We start from the raw sequence: 16,017 nt of genomic DNA, 5'->3' as shown, positions 1-16,017 counted from the left end.
AACGAGCGATGAACGACTTGGCTCCGTGCAGCAACGGTTCGCCGCGCATCATTCGCCGATCAGGTGCAGCGCCAGGGTGCGCCGATGCGGACTGGTCCGATGTTCGAACAGGTAGATGCCCTGCCACGTTCCCAGCATCGCCATGCCGTTGATGACGGGGATGGACAGCTGCACGCCGGTCAGCGCCGTCTTGAGATGCGCGGGCATGTCGTCCGGCCCCTCGTCATCATGCTCGTAGCCGGCGCTCTCGGGCGCGAGGCGGTCGAAATATGCCTCCATGTCGCGGCGCACGGCCGGCGCCGCATTTTCCTGGATCACGAGCGAGGCCGACGTATGGCGGCAGAAGATGGTGAGCAGCCCGGCGGCGATACCCTGTTCACGGACCCAATCGTGCACCTGCCCGGTGATCTCGAGCAGCCCCTGCCGTCGCGTGTCCACCTGCATCGTCCTGACCGCCTGTCGCATATCCACCCTTCGTGCCTGATGTCGCCGATCAACTATCGGCCGGGCGATACGTTCAGACAGTCGGCGAGGGGCGGCCGCCGGCGAGTTCGGCGATGGACGATGCGTTGAGGGTGCGACGGCGGCTTGGTTCGGGCCCCTCGATCACGAGATACGCCGCGCCGCGGGTTGCGGCGTCCAGTCGCGACCAGCGGTCCAGGCAGTCGTCGACCGACGCGCGCCATGGCTGGTGAATCGAAGCGACGAGTTGTGCGGTCGAAGTAGGGAGCGACACGTCCATCGGCCGGATCCAATACGAGAGGGCGAGGTCTTGCCCCCCGCCCTAGACGTCATCGGTAATCGCCGCGTTAACGCTGTCCCGGCAATCGCGTCAGCGTGATCGTTGTCCGTCGCCGTCCGCCTTCCTGGCGGTCACCGCCATCAGCACCGGCACCGCCAGCAACGCAATGGCCATGCCGCCGATCGCCACTTCGAGAAACGTCATCATGCATCACTCTCCCGCGGGAGCGTGGTCGCCCCTCGTCATGACAGCGATGATGTCCGGGGATCAGGCCGACCGCAAGTGCAATCTGTCGGCATCGACGATGAAAGAAAATGGCTCCCTGAGTAGGATTCGAACCTACGGCCGCTCGATTAACAGTCGAGAGCTCTACCGCTGAGCTATCAGGGAACGTCGTCGTGGAGGGGGTCTATAGCCGGCAAAAATCGCGATGCAACCCCGTTTGTCATGCTTTTTCGGCCGATCCGGGTCAGGCGACGAACTGCTCCATGGTGATGCGGTCGTCGAGCGCGTGTTCCGGATCGAACAGCAACGTCAGCTCGCGCGCGCGATCGATGCCGATCGCCACTTCGGCGATGTCGCGAAATTCGCGCTGGTCGGCGACGGCCGACACCGGCCGCTTGGCAGGGTCCAGCACGCGCAAGGCGATCCGCGCCTTTTCGGGCAGGATCGCGCCGCGCCAGCGCCGCGGGCGGAACGGGCTGATCGGCGTCAGCGCCAGCATGTTCGACCCCAGCGGCAGGATCGGCCCCTGCGCCGACAGATTGTAGGCGGTGGACCCCGCAGGCGTCGCGACCAGGATGCCGTCGCAGGCCAGTTCGGGCATGACCACCCGGTCGTTCACCGACACTTCAAGCTTGGCGGTCTGGCGCGTTTCGCGCAGCAGCGACACTTCGTTGATCGCGGGCGCATGGTGCACGCGGCCGTCCATCCCGGTGATCGTCGCGGTGAGGGGCGTCACCCGGAACGGCTTCGCCCGGTCGAGCCGCTCGCCCAGGCCATGGTGCCGCCATTCGTTCATCATGAACCCGACCGTGCCGAGGTTCATGCCGAATACCGGCACCGTCGGCCCGCGGCGATCGAGCAGGCCGTGCAGCGTCTGGAGCATGAAACCGTCACCGCCGAGCGCGATGATGACATCCGCATCGGCCGGACCGACCCAGTCGGCCGCGTCGGCAAGCTCCGCGGCGGCGGCCTGCGCCGGCGCGGTGGGCGAGGCGACCAGCGCCCACCGCTCATACTGGCTCATCCGCCGGTGACGCTCATGTGACGCGATACCGCCGGTGCCGAGCCCGCCTCGATCTTGAAATCGTGGCGTGCGGGTTTTCGCAGCAGGCCGCGATCAATGGCATCGTCCAGTCCGGCGATGCCGCCGTCCCGCAGCGCGCCCTTCAAATCGACCTGATCCTCGTGACCGAGACACAGGTACAATTTGCCTTCCGTCGTCAGCCGCACGCGGTTGCAGCCATCGCAGAAATTGGCGGTCAGCGGCGAGATGAGGCCGAGCCTGGTCGTCGTACCCTCGACGCGCCAATAGCGCGCGGGTCCGCCGGTACGATGTGCGTCGCGGGTGAGGGGGAACCGCGCCTTCAGGTCTTCGAACACGCGGGTGAGGGGGACGAACCGGTCGGTGCGATCCTCGTCGATTGCGCCGAGCGGCATCGTCTCGATCAGCGACAGGTCGTGGCCCTCGTCGATGCACCATTGCAGCATCGCCGGAATTTCGGCTTCGTTTAGTCCGGCGAGCGCGACCATGTTGATCTTGACCGCCAGCCCGGCCGCCTTGGCCGCGGCGATCCCGCCGAGGACCTGGTCGAGGTCGCCATGGCGGGTGATGTAGCGGAAACGGTCGGCATCCAGACTGTCGAGGCTGACGTTGATGCGACGGATACCGGCATCGACCATGCCCTGGGCGTGTTGGCCCAGACGGGTGGCGTTGGTCGTCATGGTCAGTTCGTCGAGGCCGGCGCCGACGTGCCTGCCGAGCCGCCGCATCAGATCGCCGACGTCGCGCCGCACCAGCGGTTCGCCGCCGGACAACCGGATCTTGGTGACGCCGCGCGCGATGAAGCGTTCCGCGATGATCGCGATCTCGTCCAGGCTGAGCAGCTTTGCGCGCGGCAGGAACGTCATCTGTTCGGCCATGCAATAGCGGCACCGCAAGTCGCACCGGTCGGTGACCGAGATGCGCAGGTAGCGGATGGTTCGACCCTGAGGGTCGACGAGCGGCGGATCGACCATGCGGTCGACCAGCGGCTGATCGGATGGGAGGGGTGCGCTGGTCATATCTAGGAGCTAAGCGGTCAACCGTCCGCCGACAAGTCCGTTCCATTTGCGTCGGACGCCGGCGGTCTCCATTGCCGGTTAACGGTCTGCCGCCTAGGCTGGCGCCGATGAGGGATCAGGCCGATCGCAGGACGCTGTTCATCGTGTCGGCCGAGGCGGGCGAGGCGCTGGCGGCGTGCGTGCGTGTGGATGGCTGGCGCATCGTCGTCGACGGTGGCGGCGACGGGGTCGCTGGCCGGGCGCTGGCCAGCGGCGCGGATGTGATGCTGGTCGATACGCGCGCCGACGCGCCGGCGGGCGCTGCCGCGACGCAGGCGCTGGGCGGCCTGGCCGCCGCGACGGGGCGGGCGCTGATCGCCCTCACTGCCGACACCGCGTGGCTCGAAGACCTGCTGGCAGTCGGCGCGACGCATTTTTCGGTCGATCGCGGCGACGCCCACGAACTGCGTCAGGCGATCCGTTACGCGGCGGGTCAGGTCCAGCGCGACCATAGCGACCGGCGCGGACCGCGGTTCGGGGCCAATGCCGATCCTGCGGATGTGGCCGCATGGATCGACGCGCGGCTGGACGACGGCGAGCATGTCGGCGTGTCGATCATCGCGCTGTCCCGGCTCGACATCCTCAATGCCGCCCGTGGGCGCGCCGCGGGTGACACGCTGATCGCGGCAGCCCGAGCGCAGGTGGAGGCGGTGACGCGCGGGCTGCTGGGGCCAGCGGCGATGGTCGCCGCGGCGGGCGGTGGCGACATGATCGTCGCGTCCGCCGCGCCGCCGCCGGTGCTCGCGCGGCTTGCCGCGGCGCTCGACGCGGCGCTGGCGAAGCCCCTGCCGATCCGCGGCCGGCAAGCGGTGCTGGGCAGTCGCTGGGGCATGGCGGAGAGCGGGCCGGCGGACGATGCCGCCAGCCTGTTGCGCCGCGCCGCCGAGGCACTGGTGGCCGCCAAGGCGAGCGATGGCGCCACGGTGCGCGTCGCCGGCCCCGAAGGCGCCGCGCCGCTCGATCTGCTGGCGATCGACCTGCACCTCGCGATCGAGCGCGGCGAGATCGACGTGCTGTTCCAGCCGCAGGCGCCGATCGACGGCCGCCATGTGACTGGCGTCGAGGCGCTGGCGCGCTGGCGCCATGGCAAATTGGGGCCATTGGGTGCCGACGCCCTGTTCGCGGCGGCGGATCGCGCCGACCTGGGCGTGGCATTGTCGGACCACATCCAGGAACTGGTGCTGGCACGCGTCGCACGCTGGCCGCGACCACTCGCCGGATTGCGCGTATCGCTCAACCTGACGGCCGGCGATCTCGGCAGGCCCGGTTTCGCGGCGCTGTTCCTCGATCGGGTCGCCGCCAGCGGGGTGCCGTTCGAACGGCTGACCGTCGAGATCACCGAGGGCGGGGCGATCCGTAACCTCGAGATCGCGGCGGCGGTGCTGGCGACCCTGCGCGAGGCGGGGGTGCGGGTGGCGCTGGACGATTTCGGCACCGGCTATTCCAGCCTAGCCTATCTCACCGCGCTGCCGCTCGATTATCTGAAGCTCGACAAGGCGCTCGCCTGCGGGATCGAGGCGACGCCGCGCCACCGCGGCGTGGTGCGCGCGGTGATGACTCTGGCCCGCTCGCTGGGGCTGGCGGTGATCGCGGAGGGGATCGAGAGCGAAGCGCAGCGGGTTCTGCTCGCGGCGGAAGGCTGCACCTTCTACCAGGGGTTCCTGCTGGCGGAGCCGCTGGACGAGGCGGCGTTGATCGCGATGATGGAGATGGAACGATGCTGATCCTGCCGCTGATGCTGGCGATACCGGCGCCGGTCGTGGACGACGCCGAAGCGGGCATCCGCGCGGCGATGGAAAGCAGCGCGGCTGGCTGGAGCGCGGGCGACATGCCGCGGTTCCTTGCCGTCTATGCCGACGATGCGGTCTTCGTCACCAAGGATGGCGTGGTTCGCGGCAAGGCCGCGATCGCCGCGCGCTACGACAAGAGCTATGGTACGGATGCGACGAAGCGCGGCACGCTGTTGTTCCGGATGATGGGCTTCCGGCGGATCGATGCCGCGCACCAGATGCTGTGGGCGCGGTGGATACTCGATTATCCCGGCGGCAAGCAGAGCAGCGGCATGACGTCGCTGCTGTTCGAGCGGCAGCGCGGCGGCTGGAAGATCCTGTCCGACCACAGCAGCTGATCCCGATCGCTGTCGAAGGCGGGCGACCGGTGGTGCCGGCTCGCCCCCGCGTCGTTCGAGGGCTGAAGCACCTCCACCGGTGACATGGGCGGGGAGGGGGAGAGGAAGTGACCCGCGTCACCCAATCCTATCCCGCCGCCTTCGCCAGCCCCTTGGACAGTTGCAGCGCGCCGTGCAGCCGCGATTTTGCATCGGGCCATGCGCGTTGCAGCACCAGCTTGCTGTCGGGCCGCAGCTTGGCGACGCCGTTCAGCCGTTCGACATAGGCGAGCAGGCCCGGCACGTTGGGCGGGGTATCGTCGTGGAAGCCGACCAGCACGCCGCGCGGGCCGACATCCATCTTGGCGATGCAGGCCTTGCGCGCGTTCTGCTTGATCTCGATGACGCGGATCAGATTGTCGGTCGCATCGGGCAGCGGGCCGAACCGGTCGATCATCTCGGCGGCGAAGGCCTCGATCTCGCGGCTTTCCTCCAGTTCGTTGAGGCGGCGGTACAGCCCCATCCGCAGGTCGAGATCGGGCACGTAATCCTCGGGGATGAGGATCGGCGCGTCGACGGTGATCTGCGGCGAGAAGTCGCGCGGCCGGCTGGCGAGCCCGCCCGCCTTGGCATCCATGATCGCCTCTTCGAGCATCGACTGGTAGAGTTCGTAGCCGACCTCCTTGATATGACCCGATTGTTCGTCGCCGAGCAGGTTGCCGGCGCCGCGGATGTCGAGGTCGTGACTGGCAAGCTGGAACCCGGCGCCAAGCGAATCGAGGTCGGACAGCACCTTCAGCCGCTTTTCCGCGGTCTCGGTCATCTGGCGTTCGGGCGGCGTCACCAGATAGGCGTAGGCGCGCGTCTTCGACCGGCCGACACGGCCGCGCAGCTGGTAGAGCTGGGCCAGGCCGAAGCGATCGGCCCGATGGACGATCATGGTGTTGGCAGAGGCGATGTCGATGCCGCTTTCGATGATGGTGGTCGAAACCAGCACCTCGAACTTCTTGTCGTAGAAGGCGCTCATCCGCTCCTCGACCTCGGTCGCGCTCATCTGGCCGTGGGCGACGACGTAGCGCACTTCCGGCACTTCGTTGCGGAGGTATTCCTCCAGCTCTGGCAGGTCGGCGACGCGCGGCGTCACGATGAAGCTCTGGCCGCCGCGATAATGTTCGCGCAGCAGCGCCTCGCGCAGCACGACCGGGTCCCAGGGGATGACGTAGGTGCGGACCGCGAGCCGGTCGACCGGCGGCGTCTGGATCACCGACAGTTCGCGGATGCCGCTCATCGCCATCTGCAACGTGCGGGGAATGGGCGTCGCGGTCAGCGTCAGCATGTGGACGTCGGCGCGCAACGCCTTCAGCCGTTCCTTGTGAGTGACGCCGAAGCGCTGTTCCTCATCGACGATGACGAGGCCCAGGCGCTTGAAGTAGATGCTCTTCGCCAGCAACGCGTGGGTGCCGATGACGACGTCGACGGTCCCCTCGGCCAGCCCTTCCTTCACCGCCTTCGCCTCGGCGGCGGGGACGAGGCGGGACAATCGCCCGATCTTCATCGGGAAGCCTTCGAAGCGGCTGCTGAAATTGTTGAAATGCTGGCGGGCAAGCAACGTCGTCGGGCAGACGACCGCGACCTGCTTGCCGCCCATCGCGGCGACGAAGGCGGCCCGCAGCGCGATCTCGGTCTTGCCGAAGCCGACGTCGCCGACGATCAGCCGGTCCATCGGCCGCCCGGCGCCAAGGTCGCCAAGCACGTCCTCGATCGCGCGATCCTGATCGTCGGTCTCGTCATAGGGGAAGCGGTCGACGAAGCTCGGATAGCCGCTGGCATCGGGTTCCAGCACGTCGCCGGGGTTGAGCGCGCGTTCGGCCGCGGTCTTGATGAGCTCGCCCGCGATTTCACGGATGCGTTCCTTCATCCGCGACTTGCGGCGCTGCCATGCCTCTCCGCCCAGCCGGTCGAGCGTCGCGCCGTCCTCGCCCGATCCGTAGCGCGAGAGCACTTCGAGGTTTTCGACGGGGACGAACAATTTGTCGCCGCCGGCATATTCGACCGCGACGCAATCGTGCGGGCTCTGGCCGACGGGGATCGAGGTCAGGCCCAGATACTTGCCGATGCCGTGGTCGCTGTGGACGACGAGATCGCCCGGCGTCAGCGTCGCCAGTTCGGCGAGGAAGGCGTCGGCGGACTTCTTGCGCTTCGCCCGGCGGACCAGCCGGTCGCCCAGCATGTCCTGTTCGGTCAGTACGGCGACATCCGGCGCGGTGAAGCCGTGATCCAGCGGCAGCACGACGAGGGCGACGCCGGCGCTCTTGCCGGTGTCGGCGATGCCCAGCGCCTGCTGCCAGCTGTCCGCCGCCTTGGCGCCCTTCAGGCCATGGTCGTTGAGCAGGTTGCCGAGCCGTTCGCGTGCGCCGACCGAATAGCTGGCGAGGACGGGCTTGCGGCCCTGCTTGCGCAGCGTGGCGAGATGCTTGACGACCGCTTCGTAGACGTTGGCGCCGCTGCTGCGTTCCGGTCCGAAATCGCGCGGGCCGTCGACGGCGAAATCGAGGACCGTCGCGCTTTCGGGCTCATGGAACGGCGTCGTGAGATGCGCGTGGGTCGCATCGATGGCGGCGGCCCATTCCTTGGCATCGAGGTAGAGCGACTTGGCGGCGAGCGGCCGGTAGCTGCCGGGCTGCGCCGCTTCGGCGCGCCTGCGGTTGTCGAAATAATCGGCGATCGCCTCCAGCCGGCCCTCGGCGGCGCCGGTGACGCCCGAATCGCGGACGACGACATCATCGGCAGAGAGATGGTCGAACAGGGTTGCCAGCTTGTCCTCAAACAGCGGCAACCAATGTTCCATCCCGGCGAGCCGACGACCGTCGCTGACCGCTTGGTAGAGGGGGTCGCCCGTGGCGGTCGCGCCGAACTTGTCACGATAGCGGGTGCGGAAGCGCTTGACCGATTCTTCGTCGAGCAAAGCTTCGGAGGCGGGGAGCAGGGTGAACCCGTCGATCCGGCCGGTCGTCCGCTGGTCGTCGGGATTGAACGTGCGGACGGTCTCGACCTCGTCACCGAAGAAGTCGAGCCGCAGCGCCTGGTCCTCGCCGCTCGGATACAGGTCGACGATGCCGCCGCGGACGGCATATTCGCCCTGATCGTGCACCGTTTCCGTGCGGACGTAGCCGTTCGCCTGCAACAGCCGGGCAAGATCGTCGCGGTCGATCCGCGCGCCGGGTTCCAGCGTCGCGACCAGCTGACGGATGCGGAACGGCGTCAGCACGCGCTGGGTCGCGGCGTTGGCCGTCGTCAGGAACAGCTGCGGACCCTTGCGCGGCTGCTGGAGGCGGTAGAGCGCGGCGATGCGCTCCGCCATGATCCGCAGCGTTGGGCTGGCCCGGTCGTAGGGCAGGCAGTCCCATGCCGGGAAGCTGACGACGTCGAGATCCGGGGCAAAGAAGGTGGCGGTCGCGGCGATCGCGCGCATCGCCGAATCGTCTGCGGCGATGAATATCGCGCGCCCTTTCGCCGCCCGCGCGAGGTCGGCGAGCAGCGATGGCTGAAAGCCGCCGGGAACACCGGAAAGGGTAAGCGGGGTCTTGGCGGACAGGATCGTCTTAAGGGCGGGCATCGTGTTTCCGGTTGTGCGCATCGGGTGATGCGCTGGGGGTGCCGGGGTGTGTGGGGCGGCGCGGCGGCTAGCGCGCCACCGGAACGTAGCTCAACGAACGCATCGCCTGCATCATCGGCCCGTCCCATTCCGGCGGACACGGCAGCGATCCGATCGCCCAGCCCATGATGTCGACGTCCTGTTCCTCCAGCAGCGCCTCGAACCAGTCGAGCTGCTCCGGCGTCCAGCCGGCGCCATGGGCATCGAAGAAGCCGCCGATCATCAGATCGGCCTCTTTGGTGCCGCGGTGCCAGCTGCGGAACTTCAGGCGTTTCAATCGGATGGCGTGATCCATCGGGCTTCCAATGCAAATAGCCCGGTAACCGCTGGCGGCGGCTATCGGGTCGGGTATAGCGGCCATGTAGTCATGCGCCCCGCTATCCTCAATCCGCTGTTCGCCGAAGTCACCGCCCTGAAGGGCGTCGGCCCCGCGCTCGCCAAGCCGCTCGACCGGCTGGGCCTGGCGCGCGTGGTCGACGTCGCCTTTCACCTGCCGAGCGGATGGATAGACCGGTTGCCGCGCGAGGAGCTGGATATCGCGGATGCCGGACGGGTGATCGCGATCACGCTGACGCCCCGCGATTACCGGACCAGCACAGGACGCGGGCCGACGCGCGTGCAGGCGACGGACGCCAGGGGCAATTACGTCAGCCTCGTCTATTTCGGCGGATCGTCGGGCTGGGTGAAGAAGCTGTTGCCGCTGGACACGCCGCGCCGGGTGTCGGGCAAGCTGGAAAGCTATGGCGAGATGCTGCAGATCATCCATCCCGATCTGGGCGAGCCCGACGAGCCGTTCCGGGAGCGCGAGGCGATCTATCCGCTGTCCGAAGGGCTGACCTCGCGCCGGCTCGGTGGCTTTGCGGCGCAGGCGCTGGAGCGGGCGCCCGAGCTGGCCGAGTGGATCGAGCCGGGATTGAAGGCGAAACGCGGCTGGCCCGGTTGGCGCGAGGCGTTGCAGCGCATCCATGACGATCCCGCAGACACGCTGGCGCGGGAGCGGCTCGCCTATGACGAGATTTTTGCCAACCAGCTGGCGATGACGCTGGTGCGCGCCGACACGCGCAAGCGCCGCGGCCGCGCGCTGCTCGGCGATGGCCGCCTGCGGGACATGCTGCGGCTGCCCTATACGCCGACCGGTGCGCAATCGCGGTCCGTGGCCGAGATCGAAGGCGACCTGGCGCAGACCGCGCCGATGCTGCGGCTGCTGCAAGGCGACGTCGGGTCGGGCAAGACCCTGGTCGCGGCGATGGCGTTGCTGATCGCGGTGGAGGCGGGTGCGCAGGGTGCGATGCTTGCGCCGACCGAAATCCTCGCCCGCCAGCATTACGAGACGCTGCGCAAGACGCTCGCCGGGCTGCCGCTGGAGATCGCGGTGCTCACCGGCCGCGACAAGGGGCGGGCGCGCGAAGCGACGCTGATGGCGCTGGCGGCGGGTGAGATCGACATCCTGGTCGGGACGCATGCGATCTTTCAGGAGGCGGTCGGCTACAAGGACCTCGCCCTCGTCGTGGTCGACGAACAGCACCGCTTCGGCGTGGCCGAACGCATGATGCTGCAGGCCAAGGGCAAGGCGCCACCCCATCTGCTGGCGATGACCGCGACACCGATCCCGCGCACGCTGACGCTGGCGCAATATGGCGAGATGGACGTCAGCCGGCTCGACGAGATGCCGCCCGGTCGCGAACCGATCGAGACGCGAGTCGTATCGGAAGACCGGCTGGACGAGGTGGTCAACGCCATCGGCCGGCACATGGCCGACGGTGGACAGGCCTATTGGGTCTGCCCGCTGGTCGAGGAGAGCGAGAAGAGCGATCTTGCCGCCGCCGAAATGCGGGCGGAAACGCTGCGCGCGCGGTTCGGCGAGCGCATCGGCGTGGTCCACGGCCGCATGAAACCGGCGGAGAAGGACGCCGTCATGGAGGCGTTCGCCGGCAATCGGTTGAGCGTGCTGGTCGCGACGACGGTGATCGAGGTCGGTGTCGACGTCCCCAATGCCACGCTGATCGTCATCGAACATGCCGATCGTTTCGGGCTGGCGCAGCTGCACCAGTTGCGCGGTCGCGTCGGGCGGGGCGGGGGGCTGTCCCGCTGTCTGCTGCTGCGCGGCGCCGCGCTCAGCGAGACGTCGCGGGCGCGGCTGGCCTTGATGCGCGAGACCAACGACGGCTTCCGGATCGCCGAGGAGGATCTGCGGCTGCGCGGCGGCGGCGAATTGCTCGGCACGCGTCAGTCGGGCGAGGTGGCGTTCCGGCTCGCCTTGCCCGAAATGCTCGCCGATCTGCTACAATGCGCACAGGACGATGCGCGCCTGCTGATCGACCGCGACGGCGGCCTGGAGGGGCCAAGAGGGCAAGCGGCCCGCGTGGCGCTCTATCTGTTCGATCGGGATGCCGGGGTGGCGTTGCTCAGATCGGGGTGACCTGCGCTCACGCGCTCATCGCGGCCAGCACCGCATGATAGCGACCGGCGAGGATCGGCCGTTCCAGCTGACAGCCGATCCGCCCGCCGAGCGCCCAGCGGACCGCGACCTGCACCTCGCCCACGATCGGCAGCGGGATTCTTAGCCATTCCCCGACGCTGACCGGCGCGTCGCTGCGGATCATCAGGCCGTGCGGCGAGAGATTGACGATCAGCACGGGGACCGAGCGGCGATCGGCCAGCACCGCACGACTGCGATGATGCACCTCGTCACGGGGCTCGGCGCGATCGTCGATCGAGTTAAATGCTGTAGAGGACACACGACACTCCCGACGGCCAAGGCCCTGACCGTTTCGGACATATCGATACATCGAAGCGGTTTACAGAGGCTTACTGACCCAAAATGAGCAGGCCGTGGTTCTTTTTCCCGGCGGAAACGCGAACCGGCTCGCCGGTCACGGCGATCGCAAGCGTATCGTCGTCGATCCGCTCGCCGTTCACTCTCGCGCCGCCGCCGGCAACCAGCCGGCGCGCCTCGCCCTTCGACTTCGCGAAACCGAGCGCAACCAGCGCATCGACGATGCCGATCGAACCGTCCGATACGGTGGCGGATGGCAGGGCAGCGCCGCTTCCCCCTTCCTCGAAGGTCCGGCGTGCCGTCTCCGCCGCCTGATCGGCCGCGTCCCGGCCGCGGCACATCGCGGTGGCTTCGTTGGCGAGGATCTTCTTCGCTTCGTTGATTCCCGCGCCCTCCCGCGCTTCCAGCTCGGCGATCTGGTCGAGCGGCAGGTCGGTGAACAGCCGCATGAAACGGCCGACGTCGCGGTCGTCGGTGTTGCGCCAGAACTGCCAGTAATCGAAATGCGGCAATTGGTCTTCGTGCAGCCATACCGCGCCGGACATGGTCTTGCCCATCTTGCCGCCATCCGCGGTGGTGATGAGGGGGGTGGTGACGCCGAACACCTCGGTACCGTCCATGCGCCGCGACAATTCGATGCCGTTGACGATGTTACCCCATTGATCGCTGCCGCCCATCTGCAACCGGCATCCCATGCGCCGCGAAAGCTCCATGAAGTCGTAGGCCTGCAGGATCATGTAGTTGAATTCGAGGAAGCTGAGCGACTGTTCGCGGTCGAGCCGCAGCTTCACCGAATCAAAGCTGAGCATCCGGTTGACCGAGAAATGCTGGCCGACATCGCGCAGGAACGGGATGTATTCGAGGGCGTCGAGCCAGTCGGCGTTATCGACCATCACCGCATCGGTCGGCCCACCCGTCTCCCCCTCGGGCGCGAAGGTCAGGAAGCGTTCGAAGATCCGCTTGATCGACGCGACGTTCGCCTTGATGCCGTCCTCGCCCAGCAGCTTGCGCGCCTCGTCCTTGAAGCTGGGATCGCCGATCTTGCCGGTACCGCCGCCCATCAGCACGATCGGCTTGTGGCCGGTCTGCTGCAGGCGGCGGAGCAGCATGATCTGCACGAGGCTGCCGACGTGCAGCGACGGCGCGGTCGGATCGAAGCCGATATAGCCCGGCACGACCTGCTTCGCGGCGAGCGCGTCGAGCGCGGTCGCATCGGTCAGCTGGTGGATGTAGCCGCGCGAGGCGAGCGTGCTGAGCAGATCGGACTGGTAGGTCATCGGCGCCGGTTAGCAAGGCGCGGGCGGCGCGTCACCTGTCGTCCTCGTTGGCTCGCGCTGGACGATCGCGAGCGCGGGAGGCCGTGTCTATCCGCGCGGCAATTGTCCTTGCGGATCCACCGGCGTGCGGCCCTTGCGCAGTTCGAAGTGCAGTTCCGGCCGGTCGGCGAAGCCGGTGTCGCCGGACAGCCCGATCGTCTGGCCGCGCTTCACGCTCTGTCCGCGCTGGACCAGCAGCTTGCTGGCATGGCCATAGACGCTCGTCCAGCCGTTGCCGTGGCGGACGATGATAAGGCCGCCCAGTGCCGCGATGCCGTCGCCGGCATAGGCGACGACGCCGTCGGCGGTCGCGTGGATCGGCGTGGAGATGGGGACGGCGATCTTGATACCGTCGTTGCGCTCGCCGCTCTTGCCGGGGCCGAAGCGGCGGACGACCTGGCCATCGACGGGCCAGATGAAGCCGCCCTGCAACCGGGCGGGCGCTGCGACGACGGCGGTCGGCGGCAGCACGCGACGGGGGCTGGTGACCGGTTTGGCGGGTGCCTGACGCGGCGCCGGTGTCGGTTCGCCGCCGGTCAGGATGTCGTCGATATCGAGGCGAAAGGCGGCGGCGCGATCGGCGCGGCTGGGCGGTTGGGCGGGATCGCCCGGGATCAGCACGCGCTGGCCGGCCCGCAGGACATACGGCTCCTCAAGCTGGTTGGCGCTGACGATGCGCGACCATTCGACGCCATAGGCGCGGGCGATCGCGATGCCGGTCTCGCCCTGGCGGACGAGGTGATAGCGGCCGCCGGGGATGGTGAGCGTCTGGCCGAGCCGAATCGTGAACGGCGGCGCCAGCCCGTTCGCACGCGCGATCGCCTCCGACGCGGCGCCGGTCCGATCGGCGACGCGGCGCAGCGAATCACCGGGCGCGACGGTGTAGGTGCGAGCGGCGACGACCTGCGCGTCGGGGCTGACCGGCCGCGCTTCCCACGCGGGACGCGCGGTGCGCGGCATCGCGATGTCGTTGCGTTCGACCATGTCGCGGCCGGGTATGTCGTGTCCCGGTATCTCGCGTCCTGATACGTCGACGTCGCTAGGTGGATCGTCGCGCGGCGGCGGGTCGCGGCGGACCGGCGGCGGGCGATCGTCGTATGGGCCAGCGCCACCGACGCTCGGGATGCAGGCGGACAGCGTCAGCCCGGCCAGCGCCGTACCGCCGATGATCCGCCAAAGCCGCATGACCGCCGCCGTCAGCCGCGCGGTTCGAGCCGGGTCAGCCCGCCGAGATACGGCTGGAGCACGGCCGGGACCGCGACCGCGCCATCGGCCTGCTGATAATTCTCCAGTACCGCGACCAGCGTCCGTCCGACCGCGAGCCCCGACCCGTTGAGCGTATGGACGAAGCGCGTCGCCTTCTCACCCTCCGGCCGATAGCGCGCGTTCATCCGCCGTGCCTGAAAATCGCCGCAGGTCGAGCAGCTGGAAATCTCGCGATAGGTATCCTGCCCCGGCAACCACACCTCCAGATCGTAGGTCCGCCGCGCGGTGAAGCCCATGTCGCCCGCGCACAGCAGCATGCGGCGATACGGCAGTTCGAGCGCGTCGAGGATACCCTCGGCACAGGCGGTCATGCGCTCGTGCTCGGCATCGGAGGCATCCTCCGGGACGATCGACACCATCTCGACCTTGTCGAACTGATGCTGGCGGATGTAGCCGCGCGTGTCGCGACCCGCAGCGCCCGCTTCCGATCGGAAGCATGGCGTCAGCGCCGCGAATCGCAGCGGCAGTTCGTCCGCCGACAGGATCGCCTCGCGCACGATGTTGGTCAGCGACACTTCGGCGGTCGGGATCAGCCAGCGGCCATCGGTGGTGCGGAACAGATCCTCGGCGAATTTCGGCAGCTGGCCGGTGCCGAACACCGCCTCGTCCTTCACCAGCAGCGGCGGTGCCACCTCTTCATAGCCGTGATGCTGCGTCAGCGTGTCGAGCATGAACTGGCCGAGCGCCCGTTGCAGCCGTGCCGCGGGGCCGCGGACGAGCGTGAAGCGCGCGCCGGCAATGGCGACGCCGGTCTCGAAATCGAGCCCGATCGCCGGGCCGATGGCGTCATGCTCCCTGACCGGGAAGGCGAAGGCGGCGGGCGTGCCGCGCTGGTGGATGACGACGTTGCCGGTTTCGTCCTCGCCCTCCGGAACGTCGGGTGCGGGGCGATTGGGCAGCGCGGCGAGCGCGTCGTTCAGCGCCGCTTCGGCCGCGGCTTCGTCGGCTTCGAGCCCCGGCAGCGCATCCTTGAGCGCCGCCACGTCGGCCATCAGCGCCTGCGCGCGCGGTTCGTCCTTCTGCGCCTTGGCCTGGCCGATCTGCTTCGACAGGTCGTTGCGGCGGGTCTGCGCGTCCTGCGCGGCGGCGATGGCGGCACGACGCGCATCGTCGAGCGACAGCAGCCCTGCGGCCGGTGAGGCGACGCCGCGACGGGCGAGGGCGGTATCGAAGGCGGCGGGATCGTCCCGGATGACGCGGATGTCGTGCATGGTGCCGCGGCTATGGCCGGGCGTTCCTGCTCGCGCAAGCGGGCAACCCTCTCGCCCCCCACGGCGTTGACCACCCGATTGCAACGATCAGGAGTAAGCGACGATGCAGGTTCCCCACAATGCGTTCGTGCTGGTAGCGGATGGCCGCAAGGCCCTGTTCTTCCGGAACGAGGGTGATGCCGAATTCCCCAACCTGCAGGTCGAGCATGCAGAGGAGCATGTGAACCCGGCCGATCGCGACCAGAAGACCGATGCGGCAGGCGCGTCATCGTCGACCCGGAGCGGCGCCGACGGGCAATTCGCACCCTCGCGCGGATCGATGGGCGAAACTGACTATCACCAGCAGGAAGAAGACCGGTTCGCCGCCGACATGGCGGACATGCTGAAGCGGCGCGCGCTTGCGAATGCCTTCGAAGCGCTCATCATCGTCGCCCCGCCGAAGACGCTGGGCGAATTGCGCAAGCATTATCACAAGGAAGTCAGCGACCGGCTGAAGGGCGAGCTCGCCAAGGATCTGACCGGGCATCCGGTGCCGGACATCGAACAGGCGCTGCGTTCGGCCTGACGACCGGGCACGCGAAAAGGGCTGCCGGACCATGGTCCGGCAGCCCTTTTTCAT

The 16,017-nt window shown here is 68.3% G+C and carries 14 protein-coding genes and 1 tRNA gene; 4 read left to right on the top strand and 11 right to left on the bottom strand.

The window, feature by feature from the left end; genetic code table 11:
- Window positions 1–48: 48 nt before the first annotated feature.
- From GTH33_RS14575 to moaA, 5 genes are all read right to left on the bottom strand, one after another.
- A complete protein-coding gene (locus tag GTH33_RS14575) occupies window positions 49–465 on the bottom strand; it encodes a secondary thiamine-phosphate synthase enzyme YjbQ (RefSeq protein ID WP_163960095.1) in 417 nt (138 codons plus the stop codon).
- Between the two features lie 52 nt (window positions 466–517).
- The gene (locus tag GTH33_RS14570) at window positions 518–742 is read right to left on the bottom strand and encodes a hypothetical protein (RefSeq protein WP_163959012.1); all 225 of its coding nucleotides are present in this window, start codon (window positions 740–742) and stop codon (window positions 518–520) included.
- Between the two features lie 315 nt (window positions 743–1,057).
- Window positions 1,058–1,132: transfer RNA gene (locus GTH33_RS14565), tRNA-Asn, on the bottom strand.
- A gap of 79 nt (window positions 1,133–1,211) precedes the next feature.
- A complete protein-coding gene (locus GTH33_RS14560) occupies window positions 1,212–1,991 on the bottom strand; it encodes an NAD kinase (protein WP_163959011.1) in 780 nt (259 codons plus the stop codon).
- Window positions 1,988–3,028 carry a GTP 3',8-cyclase MoaA gene (gene moaA / locus GTH33_RS14555; protein ID WP_208403970.1) on the bottom strand — a complete coding sequence of 347 codons (1,041 nt, stop codon included), beginning with the start codon at window positions 3,026–3,028 and terminating at the stop codon, window positions 1,988–1,990. Before moaA ends, GTH33_RS14560 begins: the two co-directional genes overlap by 4 nt.
- Window positions 3,029–3,135: 107 nt before the next feature.
- Between moaA and GTH33_RS14550 the strand changes: the two genes are divergently transcribed.
- Both GTH33_RS14550 and GTH33_RS14545 read left to right on the top strand, forming a co-directional pair.
- Window positions 3,136–4,791, top strand: coding sequence for an EAL domain-containing protein (locus GTH33_RS14550; protein ID WP_163959010.1), 1,656 nt, complete (start codon window positions 3,136–3,138; stop codon window positions 4,789–4,791).
- A complete protein-coding gene (locus GTH33_RS14545; protein WP_163959009.1) occupies window positions 4,785–5,195 on the top strand; it encodes a YybH family protein in 411 nt (136 codons plus the stop codon). Before GTH33_RS14550 ends, GTH33_RS14545 begins: the two co-directional genes overlap by 7 nt.
- A gap of 127 nt (window positions 5,196–5,322) precedes the next feature.
- On the opposite strand, the gene mfd is transcribed toward GTH33_RS14545, so the two are convergent.
- Window positions 5,323–8,790, bottom strand: coding sequence for a transcription-repair coupling factor (gene mfd / locus GTH33_RS14540; protein ID WP_163959008.1), 3,468 nt, complete (start codon window positions 8,788–8,790; stop codon window positions 5,323–5,325).
- Window positions 8,791–8,857: 67 nt separating this feature from the next.
- Window positions 8,858–9,124 (bottom strand): FAD assembly factor SdhE, encoded by a 267-nt coding sequence (locus GTH33_RS14535; RefSeq protein WP_163959007.1) that lies wholly within the window; start codon window positions 9,122–9,124, stop codon window positions 8,858–8,860.
- Window positions 9,125–9,196: 72 nt separating this feature from the next.
- Here GTH33_RS14535 and recG point away from each other — a divergent pair, with 72 nt between their 5' ends.
- Entirely contained in the window at window positions 9,197–11,248 is a 2,052-nt protein-coding gene (recG, locus tag GTH33_RS14530) for an ATP-dependent DNA helicase RecG (RefSeq protein WP_163959006.1), read from the top strand.
- Window positions 11,249–11,255: 7 nt separating this feature from the next.
- On the opposite strand, the gene GTH33_RS14525 is transcribed toward recG, so the two are convergent.
- The 4 genes from GTH33_RS14525 to serS form a co-directional block, all read right to left on the bottom strand.
- On the bottom strand, window positions 11,256–11,567 hold the full coding sequence (locus GTH33_RS14525) for a PilZ domain-containing protein (RefSeq protein WP_249054909.1): 312 nt from the start codon (window positions 11,565–11,567) through the stop codon (window positions 11,256–11,258).
- Window positions 11,568–11,637: 70 nt separating this feature from the next.
- Complete coding sequence (gene tyrS, locus GTH33_RS14520; protein WP_163959004.1) at window positions 11,638–12,882, bottom strand: tyrosine--tRNA ligase; 1,245 nt, start codon at window positions 12,880–12,882, stop codon at window positions 11,638–11,640.
- A gap of 87 nt (window positions 12,883–12,969) precedes the next feature.
- Entirely contained in the window at window positions 12,970–14,106 is a 1,137-nt protein-coding gene (locus GTH33_RS14515; protein ID WP_163959003.1) for a M23 family metallopeptidase, read from the bottom strand.
- Between the two features lie 11 nt (window positions 14,107–14,117).
- On the bottom strand, window positions 14,118–15,398 hold the full coding sequence (gene serS / locus GTH33_RS14510; RefSeq protein WP_163959002.1) for a serine--tRNA ligase: 1,281 nt from the start codon (window positions 15,396–15,398) through the stop codon (window positions 14,118–14,120).
- A gap of 103 nt (window positions 15,399–15,501) precedes the next feature.
- Between serS and GTH33_RS14505 the strand changes: the two genes are divergently transcribed.
- The gene (locus tag GTH33_RS14505; RefSeq protein WP_163959001.1) at window positions 15,502–15,963 is read left to right on the top strand and encodes a host attachment family protein; all 462 of its coding nucleotides are present in this window, start codon (window positions 15,502–15,504) and stop codon (window positions 15,961–15,963) included.
- Window positions 15,964–16,017 lie beyond the last annotated feature (54 nt).

The sequence above is a fragment of the Sphingomonas insulae genome (genome assembly GCF_010450875.1).
Classification (GTDB): domain Bacteria; phylum Pseudomonadota; class Alphaproteobacteria; order Sphingomonadales; family Sphingomonadaceae; genus Sphingomonas; species Sphingomonas insulae.
Note: the sequence above shows the minus strand (reverse complement) of the source record. Positions and strands in the feature narration are given on the sequence as shown.

Excerpts from the sequence above, each read along its gene's own strand:
- moaA (WP_208403970.1), bottom strand. The coding sequence starts at position 3,028 with ATGACCAGCGCACCCCTCCCATCCGATCAGCCGCTGGTCGACCGCATG.
- recG (WP_163959006.1), top strand. The coding sequence starts at position 9,197 with ATGCGCCCCGCTATCCTCAATCCGCTGTTCGCCGAAGTCACCGCCCTG.
- GTH33_RS14570 (WP_163959012.1), bottom strand. The coding sequence starts at position 742 with ATGGACGTGTCGCTCCCTACTTCGACCGCACAACTCGTCGCTTCGATT.
- tyrS (WP_163959004.1), bottom strand. The coding sequence starts at position 12,882 with ATGACCTACCAGTCCGATCTGCTCAGCACGCTCGCCTCGCGCGGCTAC.
- GTH33_RS14505 (WP_163959001.1), top strand. The coding sequence starts at position 15,502 with ATGCAGGTTCCCCACAATGCGTTCGTGCTGGTAGCGGATGGCCGCAAG.
- mfd (WP_163959008.1), bottom strand. The coding sequence starts at position 8,790 with ATGCCCGCCCTTAAGACGATCCTGTCCGCCAAGACCCCGCTTACCCTT.
- GTH33_RS14575 (WP_163960095.1), bottom strand. The coding sequence starts at position 465 with ATGCGACAGGCGGTCAGGACGATGCAGGTGGACACGCGACGGCAGGGG.
- serS (WP_163959002.1), bottom strand. The coding sequence starts at position 15,398 with ATGCACGACATCCGCGTCATCCGGGACGATCCCGCCGCCTTCGATACC.
- GTH33_RS14550 (WP_163959010.1), top strand. The coding sequence starts at position 3,136 with ATGAGGGATCAGGCCGATCGCAGGACGCTGTTCATCGTGTCGGCCGAG.
- GTH33_RS14515 (WP_163959003.1), bottom strand. The coding sequence starts at position 14,106 with ATGCGGCTTTGGCGGATCATCGGCGGTACGGCGCTGGCCGGGCTGACG.
- GTH33_RS14545 (WP_163959009.1), top strand. The coding sequence starts at position 4,785 with ATGCTGATCCTGCCGCTGATGCTGGCGATACCGGCGCCGGTCGTGGAC.
- GTH33_RS14535 (WP_163959007.1), bottom strand. The coding sequence starts at position 9,124 with ATGGATCACGCCATCCGATTGAAACGCCTGAAGTTCCGCAGCTGGCAC.
- GTH33_RS14560 (WP_163959011.1), bottom strand. The coding sequence starts at position 1,991 with ATGAGCCAGTATGAGCGGTGGGCGCTGGTCGCCTCGCCCACCGCGCCG.